This window comes from Achromobacter xylosoxidans A8, from assembly GCF_000165835.1.
GTDB classification, from domain to species: Bacteria; Pseudomonadota; Gammaproteobacteria; order Burkholderiales; family Burkholderiaceae_B; genus Achromobacter; species Achromobacter xylosoxidans_B.
Window position 1 is genome coordinate 790,943 of sequence record NC_014640.1, and the last position, 21,521, is coordinate 812,463.

The following is a 21,521-nucleotide window of genomic DNA, read 5'->3' on the forward strand; positions in this document are numbered from 1 at the left end:
TGTTATCGGGTAAATGGGCCCCAAGTCGGTTCACGTATTTCCCCATTCAGTACCGAAAGCGTCTGCCGTACGCGGCCATCGCTCGACACACCCGCAAGCACGCTACGTCCATTTTGGATGGCGGCGTAGAGGACTTGCATTCCATTTGGCGCAAAACTCGGGGACTGATCGTCACGACCATCAGTCAGCAAGGTCTCGGAGCCTGAGGACAGGTTCAGCGATGCGATACGAAACGCGCCGTCGCGTCTTGCAACGTACAGTAGCGTCGATCCATCGGGGGAAATTCGGGGTGATATGTTGTAACCACCATTAAACGTGAGGCGGCGAGCTTCGCCGCCACTCGAGCCGGTCTGATAGATTTGCGGCCCGCCGCTGCGGTCACTCGTAAAGATAATGGAAGCACCGTCTGGCGTAAAGCTCGGTTCGGTGTCAATCCCGGGAGAACGCGTAACTCGCGTCGGATTGGAGCCGTCCGTTGCGCCAACGATGTAAATTTGCGACAAACCATCGCGGGTCAGGGCCACGGCCAGCTTGCTGCCGTCGGGCGACCAGCCGGGTGCGCTGTTGTTGCCCTTGAAGTTGGCGACAGGCGAGCGGGCGCTGGTGGCCAGATTGTGCACGTAGACGACAGGTTTGCCGGATTCGAAGCTCACATAGGCGAGCTTGGAGCCATCGGGCGACCAGGACGGCGAGATGATGGGCTCGCGCGAACGCAGTGCCACCTGGGGATTCTGGCCGTCGGCGTCGGCCACCTGCAATTCGTAGGTGGCGCCCTTCTTCAGCACATACGCGATACGCGTCGAGAAGACGCCCTTAACGCCGGTGATCTTCTCGTAAATGCGGTCGGCGATCTGGTGCGCGACGCGGCGCAGTTCCTGCTCGGTGCCCGAGAACGCCACGCCATCCAGCTGGCTCTTCTTGACCGTGTCGGCCAAGCGGTAGCGGACGTCGTAGCGGCCGTCGCCGCCGCGCGTGATGCTGCCGTAAGCGATGAAATCGGCGCCCTTGCCGCGCCAGTCGTCATGGGCGATGGGGGAGTCCACATTCAGGCCGGAACCTGCGGCGTTGATCAGGCGGAACTGGCCCGTGCGGGTCAGGTCGGCGCGGATCACTTCGGCCAAGGCGCGGCCATGGGTGTCGTCAACCGCGAAATCGGCGATGGCCACGGGGTACTGGGTGGCGCCGGTGCCGGAAATGTCGACGCGCAGCTGCGCATGGGCGGGCTTGATGGCCATCAGGCAGGCCAGGGTCAGCATCAGCAGACCGAGTCCATACGATCGCCAGAGAGCGAGGGGGGGTACTCGTCGGCTATAAGCGGGAGTCATATTCATCAATCTCCTGTCAATCATACATTCTGTACACAACGTCAATAATGGGTTCGTAGCGGCCCGTCGAGGGCTTCGGGAACGGGTTGCAACGGCGGATGCCCGTCTCGACCGCGCGGTCGAAGCCGGCATTGCCCGAAGAACTGGTCAAAGTGACGCCATTGACCTTCCCGTCGGAACCTAACTGTACCCGGTATTGTGCCGTGGGATTTTCCGATCCGCTGCGGGCCGGGGGCGGATATGCCACCCCGGGTTGCACGCAGGCGCGGACCTTGGCGCCATAGCCGCTGTCGCGTCCGCCGCCCGCCTGGTTGCGGTCGGCCGTGCCGCCGGGGATGCCGGCGGCGCCCAGGGCGTCGTTGCGGAAGGCATCCTTCAGCGCCTTGTCGGCAGCGGCCTTCTTGGCGGCTTCTTCCTTGGCCTTCTTCTCGGCCGCAGCCTTTTTCTCGGCGGCGGCTTTCTCGGCGGCGGCCTTTTCAGCCTTTTCCTCGGCGGCCTTTTCGGCAGCGGCCTTCTCCGCCGCCGCCTTCTTGGCGGCGTCGTCCTTAGCCTTCTTTTCCGCGGCCGCCTTGTCGGCAGCAGCCTTTTCAGCCGCGGCCTTCTCGGCAGCAGCCTTGTCGGCGGCCTGGCGTTCCTGCTCCAGACGCTTCTTTTCCTTCAGTTCGGCCTGCTTGCGCTCTTCCTCGAGGCGCGCCTTTTCCTTGGCGGCTTCGGCCGCCTGGCGTGCCTTTTCTTCCTGCTCGCGCTTCTTCTTGGCTTCCTGCAGCGCGATTTCGGGGTCGACTTCCTCGGTCTTGGGCTGAGCTTCGGGCTCGGGCTTGGGAGGAGGAGGCGGCGGAGGAGGCGGCTCGGGCGCCTTTTCAGGCTCCGGCTTGGGTTCCGGTTTGGGCTGCGGCTTCGGCGGTTCGGGTTGCGGCGTGGGCGGCGGAGAGTCGGGCGAGTTGCCGTCAGCCCAGAGCTGGACCTGTACGGGGCCGGGGCTCTCGGAGCGCCAGTTCACGCCAAAGATCAAGACGATCAGCAGCAGCACGTGCACCGCCACGGCCAGAATCAATGCCTTCCGGTTGTCGTGGTTCGGCGGGGTGGCCGGGGGGCCGCTGCGGTGTCGGATTATGGGTGGCGTCATGAGCGTTGCATGCCGGCGGCGCCGGCGGAAGGCGTCGCGTTAGCGTTTTTTCGCGGGTGCGGGCTGGGAGCCGCCGGCGGACTGGTCCACCAGCAGGCCCAGGCGGGTGATGCCGTTGGTGCGAAGTTCATCCATGACCTTCACGACCGTCTCATAGGGCACCTTGCCGTCGGCGGCGATGACCACCGGGGTTTCCGCGGTAATGCGCGAACGCACTTGCGCCACCAGTTCGGGGCGCGCGATGTCCTGCATGGTGGCGCCGGGTTCGCGCATGCGCAGGGCAATCTTGCCGTCTTCCGAAATCTGGACTTCCAGCGGCTTGACCGGCACGTCCGAAGCCGCGCCGACCGAGGGCAGCTGGATCAGGCCGGGCGTGATGAGGGGCGCGGTCACCATGAAGATGACCAGCAGCACCAGCATCACGTCGATGTACGGCACCACGTTGATGTCGGCCTTCATGCGGCGGCCGGACCTGCCGCGTGAGCTTACCGAGGGCATTAGCGCACCTGCCGTTGCAGAATGTTCAGGAATTCATCGACGAAGCTGTCGAAACGGATCGAGATGCGATCGATGTCGTTCGTGAAGCGGTTGTAGGCGACCACGGCGGGAATTGCCGCGAACAGGCCGATGGCGGTGGCGATCAGCGCTTCCGCGATGCCGGGGGCCACCGAGGCCAGCGTGGCCTGCTGCATGTTCGACAGGCCGATGAAGGCGTGCATGATCCCCCAGACCGTGCCCAGCAGGCCGATATAAGGGGACACGGAGCCGGCCGAAGCCAGGAAGTTCAGGTGCGACTCCAGCGAATCCATCTCGCGCTGGTAGGCGGCGCGCATGGCGCGGCGCGGGCCGTCCAGCACGGCGGTGGCGTCACCTGCGGCATTGCCGCGGCGGGCTTTCAGGAATTCGGTCATGCCGGCGTCGAAGATGCGGGCCAGGGCGCCTTGCTCATCGCGGCGCGAGGCCACGGCCTGCTGCAGCATGGAGAGGTCGCCGCCCGACCAGAAATCGTCTTCGAAGCGGCGGGTCTGGGCGTGGGCCCGCTTGATCGCCAGCCGCTTGGCGAAAATGTAGGTCCAGGACATGATCGAAATGCCCAACAGCATCAGCATGATCAGCTGGACCGGCACGCTGGCGTGCGAAATCAGCGAAAGCAACGACATGTCGTTGGTGACTTGCATGGTTATTCCTGAATGAATTCCAGTTTGGCGCGAACGTCAGCCGGCAACTCCGCCGGCCGCATGTGAATGGCATCGACGCAGCAGACTTGGATGTTGCCTTCGGCAAGCAGTTCCCCGTCGCGTTCCGCGCGTTGCGCGAAGTGTATCGAAGCGCGGCCCAGTCGTGTGACTCGGCTGCGTATGGTAAGTAAATCGTCCAGCCTGGCCGGCTTGCGGTAGGACATGTCCAGGGAGCGGACAACGAACAGTCGTTGCTCGCTGACCGCCAGGTTGGACTGGTTGACCCCCAGGTTGCGCAGCCACTCGGTGCGTGCGCGTTCCAGGAATTTCAAGTAGTTGGCGTAGAAAACCACTCCGCCTGCATCCGTGTCTTCGTAGTAGACACGGACTTGCAGGACGGATTCGGCGGACTTCGGGTCGGTCACGATGGATGGCAAAGGGCGGTCGGGACGCGAAAAGTCCGTAGTTACTATAAGGTTTACAGCGTGTCGAGCTTCGTCAGCACGGCTTCAAGCGCGGACTCTACCGGAATCTTGGCCGCTTCGGTTTCCCGACGGGCCTGCAATTCCACCACACCATCGTTCAGGCCGCGTTCTCCAACTGTTACACGCAGCGGCGCGCCGATCAGCTCCCATTCAGCAAACATCACGCCCGGGCGGGCATCGCGGTCATCCAGGATGACGTCCACGCCGCGCGCCAGGAGCGATTCATAAAGTTTCTGCGCGGTGTCACGCACGGTTTCACTTTTGCCCCAGCCGACCGGGCAGATTACCACTTCGAAGGGGGCGATCGCGCGCGGCCAGATGATGCCGCGGGCATCGTGGTTCTGCTCGATGGCCGCGCCCACGATGCGGGTCACGCCGATGCCGTAGCAGCCCATTTCCAGGACGGCGGGTTTGCCGGTCTCGTCCAGGAAGGTGGCCTTGAGGGCTTCCGAGTACTTTTTGCCCAGGTAGAAGACGTGGCCCACTTCGATGCCGCGCTGGATCGACAGGGTGCCCTTGCCGTCCGGCGAGGGGTCGCCCGCGACCACGTTGCGCAGGTCGGCCACCAGTTCGGGCTCGGGCAGGTCGCGGCCCCAGTTCACGCCCTGGATGTGGAAGTCTTCCTTGTTCGCGCCGCAGACGAAATCGGCCATGTTGGCCACGGTGCGGTCGGCGATGACGTGCATCGGACGGACGGTCTTGACCGGGCCCAGGTAGCCGGGCTTGCAGCCGAAGGCCTCGACGATCTCGGTTTCCGTGGCGAAGCGGAAACCGGCCAGGCCGGGCAGCTTGCCGGCCTTGATTTCATTGAGTTCATGGTCGCCGCGCAGCAGCAGCAGCCAGATGTCGGCGCCCTTTTCGCCGTCGGTGGCCAGCACGATGGACTTGATGGTGCGCTCCAGCGGCAGGCCCAGCAGCTTGGCCACGTCCTCGCACTTGGCGGCGCCCGGCGTGGGCACGTCGGCCATGGCCTGGGCGGGTTCGGCGCGGGTGGGGTACAGGGCCACGGCCTCGGCCAGCTCGATGTTGGCGGCGTAGTCGGTGTCGGCGTTGTAGACCAGCAGGTCTTCGCCGGTGTCGGCGATCACCTGGAATTCGTGGCTGCGGGTGCCGCCGATCGAGCCCGTGTCAGCGGCCACGGCGCGGAATCCCAGGCCCAGACGGCCGAAAATGCGCATGTAGGCGTTGTACATGGTGTCGTAGCTGGCCTGCGCGCCAGCTTCGTCACGGTCGAAGGAGTAGGCGTCCTTCATGGTGAACTCGCGGCCACGCATCAGGCCGAAGCGCGGACGGCGCTCGTCCCGGAACTTGGTCTGGATGTGATAGAAGTTCACCGGCAACTGGCGATAGCTGTGGATTTCGTTGCGCGCGATGTCGGTGATGACTTCCTCGGACGTGGGCTGCAGCACGAAATCGCGCTGGTGCCGATCCTTGATGCGCAGCAACTCGGCGCCGTACTGCTCCCAGCGGCCCGACTCCTGCCAGAGCTCGGCCGGCTGGACCACCGGCATCAGCAGCTCGATCGCACCCGCGGCGTTCATTTCTTCGCGGACGATGGCTTCGACCTTGCGGATGACTTTCAGCCCCAGGGGCATGTAGGTGTAGATGCCGCCCGCGAGCTTGCGGATCATCCCGGCCCGGGTCATCAGCTGGTGGCTGGCGACTTCGGCTTCGGAAGGGGCTTCTTTGAGGGTGTTGATGTGGTAGTTGGATGCGCGCATGTTTAAAGGTGGCAGCAGATACGTATAATCGACCGTAATTGTATTGAATTCGGTGGGGGTGGCCCATGCTTGACCGCGAAGGCTACCGCCCCAATGTCGGCATCATTCTCGTCAACGGTAGAAACGAGGTCTTTTGGGGCAAGCGTATCAGGGAACATGCCTGGCAGTTCCCCCAAGGCGGCATCAAGTACGGCGAAAGCCCGGTGCAAGCCATGTATCGCGAACTCCATGAAGAGGTGGGCTTGAAGCCCGAGCATGTCCGTATTTTGGGGCGTACACGCGATTGGTTACGTTATAACGTGCCCGATCACTTCGTCCGGCGTGAGTGGCGCGGCCACTATAAAGGACAAAAGCAGATTTGGTTCTTGTTGCGCCTGGTAGGACGTGACAGCGATGTGTGCTTGCGCGCGACGCAGCATCCGGAATTCGATGCCTGGCGCTGGAGCCAGTATTGGGTGCCCCTGGATGCCGTGATCGAGTTCAAGCGCGATGTCTACACCCAGGCGCTGAACGAGTTGTCGGCTATCCTCTTCCGGCGCCATCACGAAACCCGCTACCTGCGCCAACGGGTGCACGGGCAACGGGCGGCAGACAATCTGCCCGAAGGAACGGACGGTCATGCGCATATTGTTGGTTGAAGACGAACGGGACATGGCGTCCTGGTTGATGCGCGCGCTCGCCCAGAGCGGATTCGTGCCGGACCACGCGGCCGACGCCCGTACCGCCGAAGCCTTCATGGCAGGCACCGAATACGACGCCATCGTCATGGACCTGCGCCTGCCCGACAAGCATGGGCTGGTGGTGCTGCGCGAAATGCGCAACCGCGACGACCGCACCCCCGTGCTGCTGCTCACCGCCCAGGGCGCCCTGCAGGATCGCGTGCGCGGCCTGAACCTGGGCGCGGACGACTTCCTGACCAAACCCTTCGCGCTCGAGGAACTGGAAGCGCGCCTCACGGCGCTGGTGCGCCGCAGCCGCGGCCGCCAGCATCCGCGGCTGCAATGCGGCTCGCTGTCCTACGACAGCGAAAGCCGCGCCTTCACCCTGGACGGCTCGCTGCTGTTCCTGACCCCGCGCGAACATGCCGCCCTGGCCGCCTTGTTGACCCGCAGCGGCTATCCGGTGGACAAGTCCCAATTGTTCGGCAAGGTCTTCACCCACGACAGCGAGGCCAATCCGGATGCCATCGAGGTCGTGCTGCACCGGCTGCGCAAGAAACTGACCGGCAGCGACGTGCGTATCGTCACCGTGCGCGGGCTGGGCTACATGCTGGAAAGCGTCGCCAGCGAGTCCGCGGAATCCTGAGTGAGGCTGCGGCTATCCGAGCTGCCGCGCGTGGGCATCCGCGCGCTGCTGATCATTCTGCTGCTGCCGGGCGTGATCATGCTCCTGGTGGTAGACAGCGTGAACGACTACCGCACCCTGGCCGAGATCACCAACGAAGCCTACGACAGCGCCCTGGTGGAGCCGGCCCGGGTGCTGGAAAGCAGCCTGGAATTCACGCCTGACGGCAATCTGCAGGTCGCCACGCCGCTGTACGCGCAGGTGATGCTCGAGTCCCGCGCGGGCCTGCGCAAGTACTTCCGCATCGAAGAGATCGACCCGCCCCTGCCGGACGGCGCCGCGGTGCCCACGGCCCCGGGCAAGACCCTGCTGGGCATGCCGGAAATGCCGCGTCCGCCCAGCTGGCCGCGATCCAACAGCCAGCCTATTTTCTACGACAGCGTCTATCGCAACGATCCCGTGCGGGTCGTCGCGGTGGTGCGGGATCTGTATTACCAGGGGCAGCACCGGCAGGTACTGGTGGTCGTGGCCGAAAGCACCGGCAAGCGTATCGAAGCCGAGAACAACGCGCGGCGCCAGGAAATCCTGCGCGACACGCGCATGCTGGCGCTGGTGGCGCTGCTGGTGTGGTGGGGCGTGTCGTGGGCGCTGAAGCCGCTACGCCGGCTGCGCAACGATATCCGTGCGCGCCGCCCGGATGACCTGACGCCGCTGGACGCCTCGCGCGTGCCCAGCGAAGTGGCGCCGCTGGTCGATGCGGTCAATCACCATATCGCCCGCTACCGTCGCGTCCTCGATGAACAATCGCAGTTCCTGGCCGATGCCTCGCATCAGCTGCGCACGCCGCTGGCCATCATGCTGACCCAGGCCCAGTACGCCCTGCGCGAGCGCGATCCGGCCCGCGCGCAGGAAGGCCTGCGCGGCATCGTCGACCAACTGGGCCGCACGCGCCGCCTGACCGAGCAGTTGCTGTCCCTGGCCCACGCCAATCAGGCCGATCAGCTGCCGCGGCAGTTGCTGGACATGAACGCCGTGTCGCGCGAGGTGGTGCTGCAATACCTGCCGCTGGCGCACGAAAAGCAGCAGGACCTGGGCTGGGTGCAGGCCGGCTCCGAAGAGGGGCTGGAGATCCCCGCACCGGTTTCGGGCAACGAGGCCGAACTGCACGAGGCGCTTTCGAACCTGGTGCACAACGCCATCCATTACGCCCCAGTTGGCGCGCGCATTACCGTATCGGTCTGCTGCCACGCCAACCGCGCCGAGGTTGCCGTGTCCGACAACGGGCCAGGGCTGGACCCGATACTGCGCCAGCGGGCCTTCGCGCGTTTCGAACGCGTCGGTACGGACAAACCGGTCGCCTCGTCTGGGTCGGGCCTGGGGCTGGCGATCGCCCGCGCCTATGCCCGCCGCAACGACGGCGACATCGAACTGCGCGACGGCGAACCGAACGCCCAGGGGGGCGTAGGACTGGCTTCCGTGCTGTGGTTGCCGCTCGCGTCCACCGTCTCGCAGTATCCGCGTCCGCTCGATGTCGAGCTCAAGGGCGATCAGTAACTTCTCCGCATTTCCGCTTTCATCCGCAGCTTCCGTTCAGGGATAACCCCCGAATTCAGGATCGCGACAGCGCACAGAAAGCGGATTAGCAGCTTCCTTCCGTAATCTGCGTCCGGGCCTGTCGCCAGGACCCGGGTCGCGCTCGCTTCGAGCGGCACATCCCCGGGCAGGCGCGCGGACCGCACCACGAAGGAGGATGAAGTGCAAAAGACAATCAATAGAAAGGACTATTACGGCGGAGCGCTGATGGTCCTCATCGGGCTGGGGGCAATCTACGGCGGGACCGACTATCACATCGGCTCCCTGAGCCACATGGGACCCGGCTTTTTCCCTGCGGCGCTCGGCGGTCTGCTGGCGCTGACCGGCGTGCTGATCGCTATCTCGGCGCGCTCGGGCGAATCGTCCGCGCCGCCACCCGGCGACGGCCACGGCCATGGACTGCCGGATTTCCGCGGCGGCGCCTGCATCCTGCTGGGCATCCTGGCTTTCCTGCTGCTGGGCCATTACGGCGGCTTGCTGCCCGCCACGTTCGCCATCGTATTCATTTCTGCGCTGGGCGACCGCAAGAACACGATCAAGCAGGCCATCCTGCTTTCGGTCGCCATGACCGCCATCGCGGTCGTCGTCTTCTGGTGGGCGCTGCAGCTGCAGCTTCCGCTGTTTCGCTGGGGTTGAAGCGCCATGATTTCGCAATCCTTGATGGACCTCTGGTACGGCTTCGGCGTTGCCTTCCAGTGGCATAACCTGATGTGGTCGTTCTTCGGCGTGCTGGTGGGCAACCTCATCGGCGTGCTGCCCGGCATGGGCGCGCTGTCAGCCATTTCCATTCTGCTGCCGCTGACCTACGTGATGCATCCAGTGCCCGCCATCCTGATGCTGGCCGGCATTTTCTATGGTTCGCAGTACGGCGGCGCCATTGGCGCGATCCTGCTGAATCTGCCTTCGCATCCGCCGCACGCGGTCACCTGCCTGGACGGCTATCCGCTGACCAAGCAGGGCAAGGGCGGAACAGCGTTGGGCATCACGATGATCTGTTCGTTCTTCGCCGCATCGGTGGGGATCATCGTCATGATCTTCGCCTCGCCGCTGCTGGTGGAAGTCGCGTTCAAGTTCGGTCCGACCGAGATTTTCTCGATCATGCTGCTGGGTCTGCTGGCAGGCGCCACGATGTCGCGCGGCTCGCCGCTCAAGGGCGTGGCAATGACCTTGTTCGGCCTGATGTGCGGCGTGGTGGGCACGGACGTGAACACCGGCACCATCCGCTTCTCCTTCGGTCTGCTGGACCTGTCCGACGGCCTGGAACTGGTGGCGATTTCGATGGGCCTGTTCGGCGTGGCCGACTTCCTGATGAGCGTCAACCGCATGACCATCATCGGCAGCGGCGCCAAGCTGCGCCTGCGCGACATGCGGCCCAGCAAGCAGGAACTCAAGACTGCTTTCTGGCCCATGGTCCGCGGCACGGCGGTGGGCACGCTGTTCGGCGCCATGCCCGGCACCGGTCCCACCATCACCACTTTCGTGGCCTATGCGCTGGAGCGCAAGATCTCCAAGACGCCCGAGAAGTTCGGCACCGGCATGATCGCCGGCGTGGCGTCGCCCGAAGCCTCTTCGCACTCCAAGACGCAGGTCGACTTCATCCCCACGATGAGCCTGGGCATTCCCGGCGACGCGGTGATGGCGCTGATCCTGGGCGCGCTGCTGATCCAGGGCATCCAGCCCGGCCCGCAGCTGATCACCGAGCATCCGGACATCTTCTGGGGCCTGATCGCCAGCTTCTGGGTGGGTAATGTGCTGCTCATGGTGCTGAACGTGCCGCTGATCGGCGTGTGGGTGAAACTGCTGCAGGTGCCGTACCGCTACCTGTTCCCGTCAGCGCTGTTCTTCATCGCGGTGGGCGTGTTCAGCACGCAGAACAGCCTCTTCCAGATATGGGAAGTGCTGGCGTTCGGCGTGATCGGCGCGATCCTGATGACGCTGGAGTTTTCCGTCGCGCCCATCCTGCTCGGCTTCGTGCTGGGGCCGATGGTCGAAGAGAACTTCCGCCGCGCGCTGTTGCTGTCCCGCGGCGATCTGGCGGTATTCGTGGAACGGCCGATCAGCGCCTGGTTCATTGGCGCAAGCGCCTTGCTGATCTTCCTGCAAGTGTGGGCATTCCTGCGCCGCAACAAGAACAAGGACAAGAGCAAGCCCGAGGTGCCGCAAGCGGCCTGAGCGCGGCAGCCCTCAGCCTGAACACGGCCCGGCAATCTGCCGGGCCGTTTGATTTGTGGGGCGGCATCCCTCATGCTTGAGCCTTCCCGAGCCTGCACTCAGAGCCATCATGCACATACTCTTTGCCTGCCCCCACCACGATCCCGCCGCCTGGGTTCCGCTCCTGGAAGCCGCCATGCCCGGCTGTCGCATCTCCGTGTGGAACCCTGACGGCCCGCCCTCGGGCGCGGAAGCCGCCTTGGTCTGGCGTCCGCCGGCAGAGCTCTTCGCGCACGAGACCGGCCTGAAGACGCTGTTCAATCTGGGCGCCGGCGTCGATGCCTTGCTGAAGATGCCCGAGATCCCGCCGCATGTGCGCATCGTCCGCCTGGAGGACGCGGGCATGTCGGTGCAGATGGCCGAGTACGCGCTGTACGCGCTGCTGCGCGTCTCGCGCGATTTCGAAGACTTCGATCATGCGCAGGCGCGCCAGCATTGGGACACTCGCGAAGGCTCGCGCCAGGCGGACTGGCCGGTCGGCGTGCTGGGGCTGGGGCAGGTGGGCGCGCGCGTGGCGCAGATCCTGGCCCAGTTTGGCTATCCCGTGGCCGGCTGGTCGCGTTCGCCGCGCGAGATCCCGGGCGTGGAGTCCTACGCGGGCGAAGCCGCCTTGCCGGCGTTCCTGGCCCGCACGCGCTTCCTGGTGAACGTGCTGCCGCTCACGCCGGACACGATCGGCATCCTCAATCGCGACACGCTGTCGCAGCTTCTGCCGCATGCGCATCTGGTCAACGTGGGCCGCGGCGAACATCTGGTCGAAGACGATCTGGTGCAGATGCTTGAAGAAGGCGAGATCGACGGCGCCACGCTGGACGTCTTCCACACCGAGCCCTTGCCCAAGGACCATGCGTTCTGGCGCGATGCGCGCGTGCACGTCACGCCGCATATCGCGGCGCGCACCTTGCGCGACGAAAGCATCCGGCAGATCGCGGACAAGGTTGCGCAACTGCAGCGCGGCGAATCCATCAGCGGCGTGGTGGACCGCTCGCGCGGCTACTGAGCCGGGGGCAGCGGGGCCTTTTCCAGCCGCTGGTACATGGCGGGCAGGCGCTCCGACAGGAAATCGAGCAGGGCGCGCACGGCGGGCATCATGCCCCGCCGCGACGGATAGATGCAATGCACGATGCCTTCGGGCGACTGCCACTGCGGCAGGACCTGCACCAGTTGGCCGCGCCGCAGCTGTTCGTGCGTGGCGATAGAAGGCAGCAGGGCGATGCCGCGGCCCCGCACCGCGGCCTCGGTCAGCACGATGAAGTCGTTGCAGGACAGCTGCGGCTTCAATTCAATGTGCACCTCTTCGCCCTTGTCGTTGCGCAACGGCCAGCGCACTTCGTTTTGCGGATCGCTGAAACTCAGCGTGGTATGCGTGGCGAGATCCTGCGGCGTATCGGGCGTGCCGTGGCGCTGCAGGTAGCTGGGGCTGGCGACCAGCGTGCCGCGCGCCGTGCCGAAGTGGCGCACGACCAGCTCGGCGTCCGTATCCAGCTTGGTGCGTACGCGCAGGGCCAGGTCCACGCCTTCGCGGATCAGGTCCACGCGGCGGTTGGTCACCAGCAATTGCACCGACACGGCGGGCCAGGCGTCCAGGAACTCGGGCAGCAGCGGCGACAGCACGTCCTGCGCGATGGACACCGGGCAGCTCACGATCACAGGGCCGGTGGGCTCCGCCTGCAACTGCCGCATGGCGTCGTCCGCCGCGCGCGCCGAGGCGGCCATTTCGCGGCAATAGTGCAAATAGCGTTCGCCAGCCGAGGTCAGGCGCAAGCGGCGCGTCGTGCGTTGCAACAAGCGTACGCCCAGGCTTTCCTCCAGGTGCGAGATCCGGCGCGACAAGCGGGATTTCGGAATGTCCAGCGCCCTGGCCGCCGCGCTGAAACCTCCCTGTTCGACCACCTGGGAGAAGTAATAGAGGTCATTGAGATCTTGCATGATTGTTCTATGCCTGGAACGAATAGTTCATCATAACCGTATTTATGTGAACAATTAAGCCGTCTACAGTGACGCCATGCACTCGGGATCTGATCAAAGCCTACGGATCCTGACCGCCCGCAGCGAGCGGGCCCTCACTGGAGAAATTTGCAATGAAGACCCTGGTTATCCTTTCCTCTATTCTCGGCGATCGTTCCAACAGCAAGCAATTGGCCGATCACCTGATCAACCGCGTCAAGGCGTCCAACCCGGCCGCGGCCATCAAGGTCCGTGACCTTGGCGCGCAACCCATCCCGTACTTCGACGGCAACACCGCCGGCGCGCTGTTTACCCCGGCGGATGCCCGCAGCGTGGAACAGCAACGCCTGGTTGAGATGAGTGACACGCTGGTCGCCGAAGTGATGGAGGCCGATCGCATCGTCTTCGCCGTTCCGGTCTACAACTTCAACATGCCGGCGCAGTTCAAGAGCTATCTCGACCATCTGGCGCGCGCCGGCATCACCTTCCGCTATACCGCCGAAGGCGTGCCGGAAGGTCTGGTCAAGGGCAAGCAGGTGTTTGTGCTGACCGCCCGCGGCGGCAAGGCCGAAGGCACGCCCTCGGATACGCTGACGCCTTATCTGCGCCAGATGCTCGCCTTCCTGGGCATGACCGACGTCAACTTCATCGCCGCCGAAGGCATGGCCATGGGCGAAGTGGCTGCGCTGGAAGGCATTGCGCAGGCCAAGCAGCGTATCGATGCGCTGCTGCCCGTCGCGCAACAGGACAGCCTGGCCGCGTAAGCGCAGGCCCCAAAAGCAAAGGCGAGCCTCATGGCTCGCCTTTTTTCTTGCCGCGGGGGCAGGGCTCAGTCGCGCAGGCGCTTGATCAGGCTGGACGTATCCCAGCGGCTGCCGCCCATCTTCTGGACGTCGCCATAGAACTGGTCCACCAGCGCCGTCAGGGGCAGGCGTGCGCCGTTGTGGCGGGCTTCGGCCAGCACCAGGCCCAGATCCTTGCGCATCCAGTCCACCGCGAAACCGAACTCGAACTTGTCGTCGACCATGGTCCCGCCGCGATTTTCCATCTGCCAGCTCTGCGCCGCGCCCTTGCTGATCACGTCCAGCACGAGTTTCATGTCCAGATCGGCCGCCTGGCCGAAAGCGATGGCTTCGGACAGGCCCTGCACCACGCCCGCGATGCAGATCTGGTTGACCATCTTGGCCAGTTGGCCAGCTCCCGGGGGGCCAACCAGCGTGACGGCGCGGCCGAAAGACTGTGCCACGGGCTTGATCGCATCGAACACGGCCTGTTCGCCGCCGCACATGATGGTCAGCACGCCATTGACCGCGCCCGCCTGTCCGCCCGACACCGGGGCGTCGATGAAATTCAGGCCCAGGTCCTTGGCTTGCGCGTAGAGCTCGCGCGCCACGTCGGCGGATGCGGTGGTGTGGTCGACGAAGACCGCGCCCGGCGCCATGCCGGCGAAGGCGCCGTCCGGTCCCAGCACCACGCTGCGCAGGTCATCGTCATTGCCCACGCAGGCGAACACGATCTGCGCGCCGGCCACGGCTTCGCGCGGCGTGGCCGCGCTCTTGCCGCCGAACTCGGCGACCCAGGCCTGCGCCTTGGCGGGCGAGCGGTTGTAGACCGTGACCTCGTGTCCCGCGCGCGCCAGATGGCCGGCCATGGGCAGGCCCATCACGCCCAAACCGAGGAAAGTGACTTTCTGGGCTACGACAGCGTCGTAGCTCTTGGTACCGATCGTTGCCATGCAGGGAACTCCGCTTTATGAAGTTAGGGGCATCAGGGGCGCTGGCGCCTGTTAACAGGCCCTAACCTTAACGCAATCAAAAGCCCGCGGCGAGTCCATCGCGCCGGCTGTCGCTGGCGCTGACATATCCGTCGACGGCCGGGTCGCCCAGGCGCCAGATGAATTGCCCCGATCCGAAATCCATGTAGGGATCGGCCATGCTTTCGAGCACGTGGCCGCGGGCGCGCAGTCCCTCGGCGACCGCCGGGGCCAGGCCGGCCTCTACATCCAATGACAGTCCGTGGTTCCATTTCCAGCGAGGCGCGTCGCAGGCGGCTTGCGGCTGCTGCCCATAGTCCAGCATCCGCACCAGCGCCTGCACCTGCCCCTGGGGCTGCATATTGCCTCCCATGACCCCGAAGCTCATGACGGGGGCGCCATTGCGCATCAGGAAACCGGGGATGATGGTGTGGAAAGGGCGCTTGCCGCCGGCCACCGCATTGGGGTGGCCGGGATCGGTACTGAAGCAATGACCGCGGTTCTGCAGGCTGACGCCGGTGCCCGGCACCACCACGCCGGAACCAAAACCCATGTAGTTCGACTGGATGAAGCTGACCATCATGCCGCACTTGTCGGCCGCGGTCAGGTAGACAGTGCCGCCGCGCGGCGCATGGCCGGCGGCAGGGGCCTGCGCCGCGTTGGGGTCAATCAGGTGTGCACGCTGCGCCAGATAGTCCGCGGCCAGCATCTGTTCGGGCGTGACGCGCATGTGGCGGGCATCGGCCACGTGATCGTAGACGTCGGCGAAGGCCAGTTTCATCGCCTCGATCAGCAGGTGCTGCGTCTCTGGATGATCTACCGGGCGGGCCGCCACGTCGAAGTTTTGCAGGATGCCCAGGGCGATCAGGGCGGCGATGCCCTGGCCATTGGGTGGAATCTGATGCAGTGTGTGGCCGCGATACGCCTGGCTGATAGGCGTGACCCATTGCGGCGCGTAATCGCGCAGATCAGCCAGCGTCAGGGCGGCGTCGTGGGCCTGGGCATGCGCCACCAGCTTGTGGGCGGTTTCGCCTTCGTAGAAGTCCCTGCCTCCGCTGGCCGCGATGCGCTTGAGGGTGGAGGCCGCGCCCTGCAGCACGAAGTGCTCGCCGACCTGCGGCGCGCGCCCGCGCGGCAGGAAATGCTCGGCGAAGCCCGGCTGCGGCTGCAGGACATCGGCTTGCGCCGCCCATTTCTCTTGCACGACGGGTGACACGGCAAAGCCGCGCTCGGCGTACTCGATGGCGGGCGCCAGCACGTCGGCAAAGGCCAGGCGGCCCAGTTTTTCATGCAGGGCGGCCCAGCCGGCCACGCAGCCCGGCACCGTCACGCTGTCCCAGCCCCGGGCCGGGATGGCGCCCTGATGCTTGCGCCGGAAGTAATCCATGTTCCACCCGGCCGGCGCCGTGCCCGAGGCATTCAGCCCATGCAGTTTGGAGCCGTCCCAGACGATGGCGAAACAGTCCGATCCCAGCCCGTTGCTGACCGGCTCCGTCAGGGCCAGCGTGGCGGCCGCGGCGATCGCCGCGTCGACGGCATTGCCGCCTTGCGCCAGGATCCGGAGGCCCGCCTGCGCGGCCAGCGGCTGCGAGGTGGCGACCACGTTGCGCGCGAACACCGGGCGCCGGATGGTGGGATAGGGGTTGTTCCAGTTGAAATTCATCTCGAATCGTCGCGTGGGGTAAACCCCTAGCTTAACGTACGCGAACTGCGTTTGAACATACTTCGTATTGAGTCGTATCGATCCGTAGCGTTTGTCGGACTGAATTCCGCGCGCACAAAGAAAAACCCCCGGGCGGAACCCGGGGGTTTTCAGGGCGAGACTGCCGCTGAGCGGCAGGCTGCGCTTTACTCTTCTTCGACGAAGGTCTCTTCGCGCTTCTTGCGGATCGCAGGCAGCGCCACCAGGATCACCAGGAAGACGGCGATGGCCAGCAGCGAGGCCGACAGCGGACGCGTCACGAAGGTCGTGAAGTCGCCGCGCGACAGCAGCAGGGCGCGACGGAAGTTCTCTTCCATCATGGGGCCCAGCACCAAGCCCAGCAGCAGCGGTGCACCTTCGCACTTCAGCTTGGACCAGACGTAGCCGATGATGCCGAAGATGGCGGTGGTGAAGATGTCGAACGTGTTGTAGTTCAACGAGTACACCCCGATCGTGCAGAACACCAGAATCGCCGGGAACAGGATGCGGTAGGGCACCTTCAGCAGCTTGACCCACAGGCCGATCAGCGGCAGGTTCAGCACCACCAGCATCAGGTTGCCGATCCACATCGAGGCGATCAGGCCCCAGAACAGCTCCGGGTGGCTCGTCATGACTTGCGGGCCGGGCTGGATGTTGTGGATGGTCATCGCGCCGACCATCAGCGCCATCACGGCGTTGCCCGGGATGCCCAGGGTCAGCAGCGGGATGAACGAGGTCTGGGCCGCAGCGTTGTTCGCCGATTCCGGGCCAGCCAGGCCGGCCGGGTGGCCCTTGCCGAAGCGTTCCGGGTTCTTCGAGATCTTCTTTTCCAGCGTGTAGGAAGCGAACGACGACAACACGGCGCCACCGCCCGGCAGGATGCCCAGGGCCGAACCCAGGGCCGTGCCGCGCAGCACGGCGGGAGCGGCTTCCTTGAATTCCTGCTTGTTGGGATACAGCGAGCCGATCTTGTCGGTGATGTCGACGCGGTTTTCCTTCTGCTCGAGGTTGGTCATGATTTCGGCGAAGCCGAACACGCCCATGGCCACGATGGCGAAGTCGATGCCGTCCTGCAGCTCGGGGATGCCGAAGTCGAAGCGGGCAACGCCCGAGTTCACGTCGGTGCCGACCATGCCCAGCAGCAGGCCCAGCAGGATCATCGCGATAGCCTTGGGCAGCGAACCCGAAGCCAGCACCACGGCGCCGACCAGGCCCAGGCACATCAGCGAGAAGTACTCGGCGGGGCCGAACTTGAACGCGACTTCAGCCAGCGGGGGCGCGAAGGCAGCCAGCAGCAGCGTGGCCACGCAGCCTGCGAAGAACGAACCCAGCGCGGCGATCGCCAGCGCGGCGCCAGCACGGCCGTTGCGGGCCATCTGGTGACCGTCCAGCACGGTCACCACCGCGGACGTTTCCCCTGGCAAAGCCACAAGAATTGCCGTCGTGGAGCCGCCGTATTGGGCGCCGTAGTAGATGCCTGCCAGCATGATCAGGCCGGCTACCGGGGGCAGCACGTACGTGATCGGCAGCAGCATGGCGATGGTCGGGACGGGGCCGATGCCCGGCAGCACGCCGATCAGCGTGCCCAGAATGCAGCCCAGCAGTGCGTAAAGCAGGTTCTCGGGCGTAAACGCCACCGAGAAGCCCAACATCAGGTTGTCAAACAATTCCATGACCGGGTGCTCCTTAGTTCATGCCCAGAAACGACGGCCACAGCGGGAAAATCAGCCCCAGCCCCTTGACGAATGCCAGATACGAGAACAGCACCAGGAAGATGCCGTTGGCGACGGCGACCTTCAGGCTGAACTCGTGGCTGGCCAGGCTGCTGACGACAACCAGGACGAATACCGAGATGTAGATGCCCAGCAGCTTGAGGATGAAGCCGTAGAGCACGACCGATCCGACCACCAGGAACACGATGCGCCAGTCGAACTTGTCGACGTGGGTGTCGTGCGCCTTCTTGGACATCGAGCCAAGCAGCACGATGGCGCCCAGCAATGCCAGAACAATGCCTAGCCAGAAAGGAAAATACCCTGGGCCCATTCGGGCGGCAGTACCCATTTGGTAGCTGCTGGCCTGCCAGGCGAATCCCAGTCCTAGGGCGATGAACATCACCCCCGACCAGAAGTCCTGTCGATTGCGTAGCTGCATGATTGGTTGGCTCCTGTTTACAGCATGTAGATAAAAAAGGTCTGTGGCCACTCCCGCCGACAGGCGAGTGACAGGCACAAAAAAGGCACTTCGGGGTGCCGTTTGTTCTTATGAAAGGTAAGGCTGGGATTCTTGAAAGGGCGAATGGTAATGGACGCCCGCCACGCTGCAAACCCTGTAAGGTCGGTGAAAGGCTGGGGTTTTCCCTAAAATTCGGGAACTCCCGACCCCGAGTTGTAACGGGTCAGGAAGTTTGAGGGCTTTTTGAAAGCTAAGTGAAAGTTTATAGAAAGAAAGGCGAAAGCAGGATCGGCCGGATGCGTGGCTTTCGTATGAGTGAGGGATAAATCCTACTGAATATTGCCGGGTTTCTCACCTTGCGTGAAGAGACCCCGTTCAACTCAGGATGGTTTACGATAGCGCCCATGCTGCAAGATCTAGACCAACTCGCCGCCCGCATCGGGCAACTGGTGCAACGCACCCGCCAACTCCACGCAGAGCGTGACGCGTTGCGCCAACGCCTGAACGACACCGAAGCCGAGCAGCGTGTGCTCAAGCAGCGCGCCGCCGAGCGCGAGGCCGAGATCGTCACGCTACAGAGCAAGCTTCAGGACAACGACGGGGCGGTCACCGCCATGCTCGAGCAAGCCCAGCAGGCTGAAGCCTCGCTGCGTGAGCAATTGGCTCGCGAAACTTCCGAGCGCCAATCGCTCGAATCGCGTTTCTCCGCCAGGGAAACCGAACTGCAGGGCAATCTGCAGACCCGCGACACCGAATTACAGCGCTTGCGCGTGGCTGCCGCATCGGCCCGCGAGCGTATTGACGCCGTGCTGGCCCGTCTGCCGGGCGCACCGTCTGGAGAGCAACACTGATGGAACGCGTAGATGTCACCATACTGGGGCGCGACTATTCCCTGGCATGTTCCGCCGAAGAGAAACCGACGCTGCTGGCCGCCGTGCGCCACGTGGACCAACTGATGCTGCGCATCCAGGGCACGGGCAAGGTCTCCAGCAACGAACGCATCGCCGTGATGGCCGCGCTGCAAGTCGCGGGCGAGCTGCTCGCCATGAAAGCGCCCGATGGTCCTCTGGGCGGTTTGGCGGTCGGCGACTTCAAGCGTAGAATCGAGGACATGAACGCAGTACTCGATGACGCCTTGTCGGGTCAGGAAAAACTGCTCTAACCGTTCATAAAGCAGTATTCAAGTATTTTCAGTTTGTCCCTGCCGTGTTCGTGACTAGGCCATACATTCTCTGAACCTATGTCTTTTGGCATATTGGTTGCGGGAGTGCAGAGCTGGAGTGATCGTCTCCCGTAGACGAACCCGACGCTCTTCGGAACGCGACCACCTTGAACCTCAGGGTTCGAGATGCCGGCCTTGACGGCACAGGCGGGGCATCTATCCCAGCGGGCCTGCCATAAGAGCAGGTCCGCCCCGGGCGCCTCACCACTCCCTCTTCGTCCTCCCTCCTAGGACCAGTCCATGTTCAAACACCCAGTTTTCTCGCTGACCAAACTCGGCGCGGCGTGCGCAACCGTGGCCGCTCTGAGCGCCGCGCCGCTCGCGCATGCGCAGACCCAGGCGCCCGCCGCCGCGGCCGAAGCGACGGCTAGCCGTGCGCCGGAACTGACTTTGCAGGCCAATGCGTCTTCCGAGGTCAAGCAGGACACCGTCCGCATTACGCTGTCCGTCGAAATCGAGGCGCCCGACCAGCCCGCCGCAGGCAAGAAGCTGAGCACGCTCCTGGACGACGTGGTCAAGCGTGCGCGCGACGTCAAGGGCGTGGAAGTGCGCACCGGCGGCTACAACGTCTGGCCGAGCACTTCCAGCAAGGGCAGGATCGGTTCCTGGCGCGGCCAGGGCGAAGTGATCTTGGAATCCAAAGACTTCGAAGCCGCGGCCGCGCTGGCCTCCAAGCTGTCCGACAAGACCGCCATCTCCCACATCAGCTTCCTGCTGTCGCGCGAAGCGCGCGAGGCCGAAGAACGCAAGCTGCTCAAGGAAGCCGCGCAAGCCTTCAAGGACCGCGCGCTGGCTGCGGCCAACGCCTTCGGTTTCTCGGGCTATCGCCTTTCCAAGTTGGAGTTGGGCGGCTCGGGCGGCCCGATGCCAATGCCGCGCACGATGGGCGCGGCGGCGATGGCCAAGGACGGTTCTGGCGGCTACAGTCCGGACGTGCCGCTGGAAGCGGGCAACGTCACGGTCAGCATCGCAGTCAACGGGACGATCGTTTTGCAGTAAGGCTGAACATGATGGCGCCCAGGGCGACCATCGGCACGGACAGCCACTGTCCCATGCTCAAACCGCCCGCGAGCAGGCCCAGGAAGTTGTCCGGCTCGCGGGTGAATTCCACCAGGAAGCGGAACGTTCCGTAGCCCATCAGGAAGAGCCCGCTCACCTGTCCCAGCGGGCGCGGCTTGCTCGAAAACCACCACAGCAGCGCAAACAGCACGATGCCTTCCAGGCCCAGTTCATAGAGCTGCGAAGGGTGGCGCGCCAGGCCGTCGCCGCTGCCAGGAAACACCATGGCCCACGGCACATCGGTGGGCCGGCCCCAGAGCTCGCCATTGATGAAGTTGCCCAGGCGGCCGAAGCCCAGCCCCAACGGAATCAGCGGTGCAATGAAATCGCTGACCGCAAAGAACGGCAGCTTCTTCTTGCGCGCGAACAGCAGCATCACCACGATCACGCCGATCAAGCCGCCATGGAACGACATGCCGCCCTGCCACAGGTACGCCACTTCCAGCGGATGGGACAGGTAATACGAAGGCTTGTAGAACAGTACATAGCCTAGCCGTCCGCCCACCACCACGCCCAGCACGCTATAGAAGATCAGGTCTTCCAGGTCCTTCACGTTCAGCGATGTGGTGTGGCCGCTGGTGATGCGCCGGCGTCCCAGCAGGTACACCAGGGCAAAGCCCACCAGGTACATCAGTCCGTACCAGTGGATGGCTAGCGGCCCGATCTGCAGGGCGACGGGATCAAATTGGGGATATTGCAGCATGTTCTGCCCGACACAATAAAGTTGAATGATAATAACCGGCGAACATTGAAGATTCGCGCGC

22 protein-coding genes and 1 other RNA gene are annotated in these 21,521 nt (G+C 64.4%); 11 read left to right on the forward strand and 12 right to left on the reverse strand.

Annotated features, from left to right (window positions below):
- Window positions 1–2: 2 nt before the first annotated feature.
- Genes tolB through AXYL_RS03725 form a run of 6 tightly spaced genes read right to left on the reverse strand, consistent with a single transcriptional unit; the run spans window position 3 to window position 5,835 of the window.
- Window positions 3–1,325, reverse strand: coding sequence for a Tol-Pal system beta propeller repeat protein TolB (tolB, locus tag AXYL_RS03700; RefSeq protein ID WP_041654868.1), 1,323 nt, complete (start codon window positions 1,323–1,325; stop codon window positions 3–5).
- 16 nt (window positions 1,326–1,341) lie between these two features.
- Window positions 1,342–2,451, reverse strand: coding sequence for a cell envelope integrity protein TolA (gene tolA, locus AXYL_RS03705; protein WP_013391492.1), 1,110 nt, complete (start codon window positions 2,449–2,451; stop codon window positions 1,342–1,344).
- A gap of 39 nt (window positions 2,452–2,490) precedes the next feature.
- Window positions 2,491–2,949 carry an ExbD/TolR family protein gene (locus AXYL_RS03710; protein WP_041652194.1) on the reverse strand — a complete coding sequence of 153 codons (459 nt, stop codon included), beginning with the start codon at window positions 2,947–2,949 and terminating at the stop codon, window positions 2,491–2,493.
- Window positions 2,949–3,629, reverse strand: coding sequence for a protein TolQ (tolQ, locus tag AXYL_RS03715; protein ID WP_013391494.1), 681 nt, complete (start codon window positions 3,627–3,629; stop codon window positions 2,949–2,951). The genes AXYL_RS03710 and tolQ overlap by 1 nt, the downstream gene beginning before the upstream one ends.
- Before the next feature lie 2 nt (window positions 3,630–3,631).
- Window positions 3,632–4,054 carry a tol-pal system-associated acyl-CoA thioesterase gene (gene ybgC, locus AXYL_RS03720; protein WP_013391495.1) on the reverse strand — a complete coding sequence of 141 codons (423 nt, stop codon included), beginning with the start codon at window positions 4,052–4,054 and terminating at the stop codon, window positions 3,632–3,634.
- Between the two features lie 53 nt (window positions 4,055–4,107).
- Window positions 4,108–5,835, reverse strand: a complete 1,728-nt coding sequence (locus tag AXYL_RS03725) for a proline--tRNA ligase (protein ID WP_013391496.1) — start codon at window positions 5,833–5,835, stop codon at window positions 4,108–4,110.
- A gap of 65 nt (window positions 5,836–5,900) precedes the next feature.
- Between AXYL_RS03725 and AXYL_RS03730 the strand changes: the two genes are divergently transcribed.
- The 6 genes from AXYL_RS03730 (at window position 5,901) to AXYL_RS03755 (ending at window position 11,923) form a co-directional block, all read left to right on the forward strand.
- On the forward strand, window positions 5,901–6,473 hold the full coding sequence (locus tag AXYL_RS03730) for an RNA pyrophosphohydrolase (protein ID WP_013391497.1): 573 nt from the start codon (window positions 5,901–5,903) through the stop codon (window positions 6,471–6,473).
- On the forward strand, window positions 6,454–7,140 hold the full coding sequence (locus AXYL_RS03735; protein ID WP_013391498.1) for a response regulator: 687 nt from the start codon (window positions 6,454–6,456) through the stop codon (window positions 7,138–7,140). The genes AXYL_RS03730 and AXYL_RS03735 overlap by 20 nt, the downstream gene beginning before the upstream one ends.
- A 30-nt stretch (window positions 7,141–7,170) precedes the next feature.
- Complete coding sequence (locus AXYL_RS03740; protein ID WP_085947832.1) at window positions 7,171–8,673, forward strand: sensor histidine kinase; 1,503 nt, start codon at window positions 7,171–7,173, stop codon at window positions 8,671–8,673.
- 246 nt (window positions 8,674–8,919) lie between these two features.
- Window positions 8,920–9,348 carry a tripartite tricarboxylate transporter TctB family protein gene (locus AXYL_RS03745; protein ID WP_041652198.1) on the forward strand — a complete coding sequence of 143 codons (429 nt, stop codon included), beginning with the start codon at window positions 8,920–8,922 and terminating at the stop codon, window positions 9,346–9,348.
- 6 nt (window positions 9,349–9,354) lie between these two features.
- Window positions 9,355–10,884 carry a tripartite tricarboxylate transporter permease gene (locus AXYL_RS03750; RefSeq protein ID WP_013391501.1) on the forward strand — a complete coding sequence of 510 codons (1,530 nt, stop codon included), beginning with the start codon at window positions 9,355–9,357 and terminating at the stop codon, window positions 10,882–10,884.
- Window positions 10,885–10,993: 109 nt separating this feature from the next.
- The gene (locus AXYL_RS03755) at window positions 10,994–11,923 is read left to right on the forward strand and encodes a 2-hydroxyacid dehydrogenase (protein ID WP_041652201.1); all 930 of its coding nucleotides are present in this window, start codon (window positions 10,994–10,996) and stop codon (window positions 11,921–11,923) included.
- On the opposite strand, the gene AXYL_RS03760 is transcribed toward AXYL_RS03755, so the two are convergent.
- Window positions 11,917–12,852: a LysR family transcriptional regulator gene (locus tag AXYL_RS03760; RefSeq protein ID WP_013391503.1), complete on the reverse strand. Its 936-nt coding sequence runs from the start codon at window positions 12,850–12,852 to the stop codon at window positions 11,917–11,919. The two genes, AXYL_RS03755 and AXYL_RS03760, sit on opposite strands and share 7 nt — an antisense overlap.
- 152 nt (window positions 12,853–13,004) lie before the next feature.
- On the opposite strand from AXYL_RS03760, the gene AXYL_RS03765 reads away from it, so the two are divergent.
- On the forward strand, window positions 13,005–13,634 hold the full coding sequence (locus AXYL_RS03765) for an FMN-dependent NADH-azoreductase (protein WP_013391504.1): 630 nt from the start codon (window positions 13,005–13,007) through the stop codon (window positions 13,632–13,634).
- A gap of 65 nt (window positions 13,635–13,699) precedes the next feature.
- On the opposite strand, the gene AXYL_RS03770 is transcribed toward AXYL_RS03765, so the two are convergent.
- The 4 genes from AXYL_RS03770 to AXYL_RS03785 all read right to left on the reverse strand — a co-directional run bounded on the left by AXYL_RS03770 (window position 13,700) and on the right by AXYL_RS03785 (window position 18,455).
- Complete coding sequence (locus tag AXYL_RS03770; protein WP_013391505.1) at window positions 13,700–14,605, reverse strand: NAD(P)-dependent oxidoreductase; 906 nt, start codon at window positions 14,603–14,605, stop codon at window positions 13,700–13,702.
- 76 nt (window positions 14,606–14,681) lie between these two features.
- A complete protein-coding gene (locus AXYL_RS03775) occupies window positions 14,682–16,286 on the reverse strand; it encodes a gamma-glutamyltransferase family protein (protein WP_013391506.1) in 1,605 nt (534 codons plus the stop codon).
- A gap of 185 nt (window positions 16,287–16,471) precedes the next feature.
- Window positions 16,472–17,977: a tripartite tricarboxylate transporter permease gene (locus tag AXYL_RS03780; protein WP_013391507.1), complete on the reverse strand. Its 1,506-nt coding sequence runs from the start codon at window positions 17,975–17,977 to the stop codon at window positions 16,472–16,474.
- 13 nt (window positions 17,978–17,990) lie between these two features.
- Window positions 17,991–18,455: a tripartite tricarboxylate transporter TctB family protein gene (locus AXYL_RS03785; RefSeq protein WP_013391508.1), complete on the reverse strand. Its 465-nt coding sequence runs from the start codon at window positions 18,453–18,455 to the stop codon at window positions 17,991–17,993.
- A 425-nt stretch (window positions 18,456–18,880) separates the two neighbouring features.
- On the opposite strand from AXYL_RS03785, the gene AXYL_RS03790 reads away from it, so the two are divergent.
- The 4 genes from AXYL_RS03790 to AXYL_RS03800 all read left to right on the forward strand — a co-directional run bounded on the left by AXYL_RS03790 (window position 18,881) and on the right by AXYL_RS03800 (window position 20,697).
- On the forward strand, window positions 18,881–19,327 hold the full coding sequence (locus AXYL_RS03790) for a hypothetical protein (protein WP_013391509.1): 447 nt from the start codon (window positions 18,881–18,883) through the stop codon (window positions 19,325–19,327).
- A complete protein-coding gene (locus AXYL_RS03795) occupies window positions 19,327–19,638 on the forward strand; it encodes a cell division protein ZapA (protein WP_006388757.1) in 312 nt (103 codons plus the stop codon). Before AXYL_RS03790 ends, AXYL_RS03795 begins: the two co-directional genes overlap by 1 nt.
- Window positions 19,639–19,671: 33 nt before the next feature.
- A non-coding RNA gene (gene ssrS, locus AXYL_RS34195) (6S RNA) lies at window positions 19,672–19,856 on the forward strand.
- Between the two features lie 82 nt (window positions 19,857–19,938).
- The gene (locus AXYL_RS03800; protein WP_013391510.1) at window positions 19,939–20,697 is read left to right on the forward strand and encodes an SIMPL domain-containing protein; all 759 of its coding nucleotides are present in this window, start codon (window positions 19,939–19,941) and stop codon (window positions 20,695–20,697) included.
- On the opposite strand, the gene lgt is transcribed toward AXYL_RS03800, so the two are convergent.
- Complete coding sequence (lgt, locus tag AXYL_RS03805; RefSeq protein ID WP_013391511.1) at window positions 20,672–21,460, reverse strand: prolipoprotein diacylglyceryl transferase; 789 nt, start codon at window positions 21,458–21,460, stop codon at window positions 20,672–20,674. The genes AXYL_RS03800 and lgt overlap by 26 nt on opposite strands.
- Window positions 21,461–21,521 lie beyond the last annotated feature (61 nt).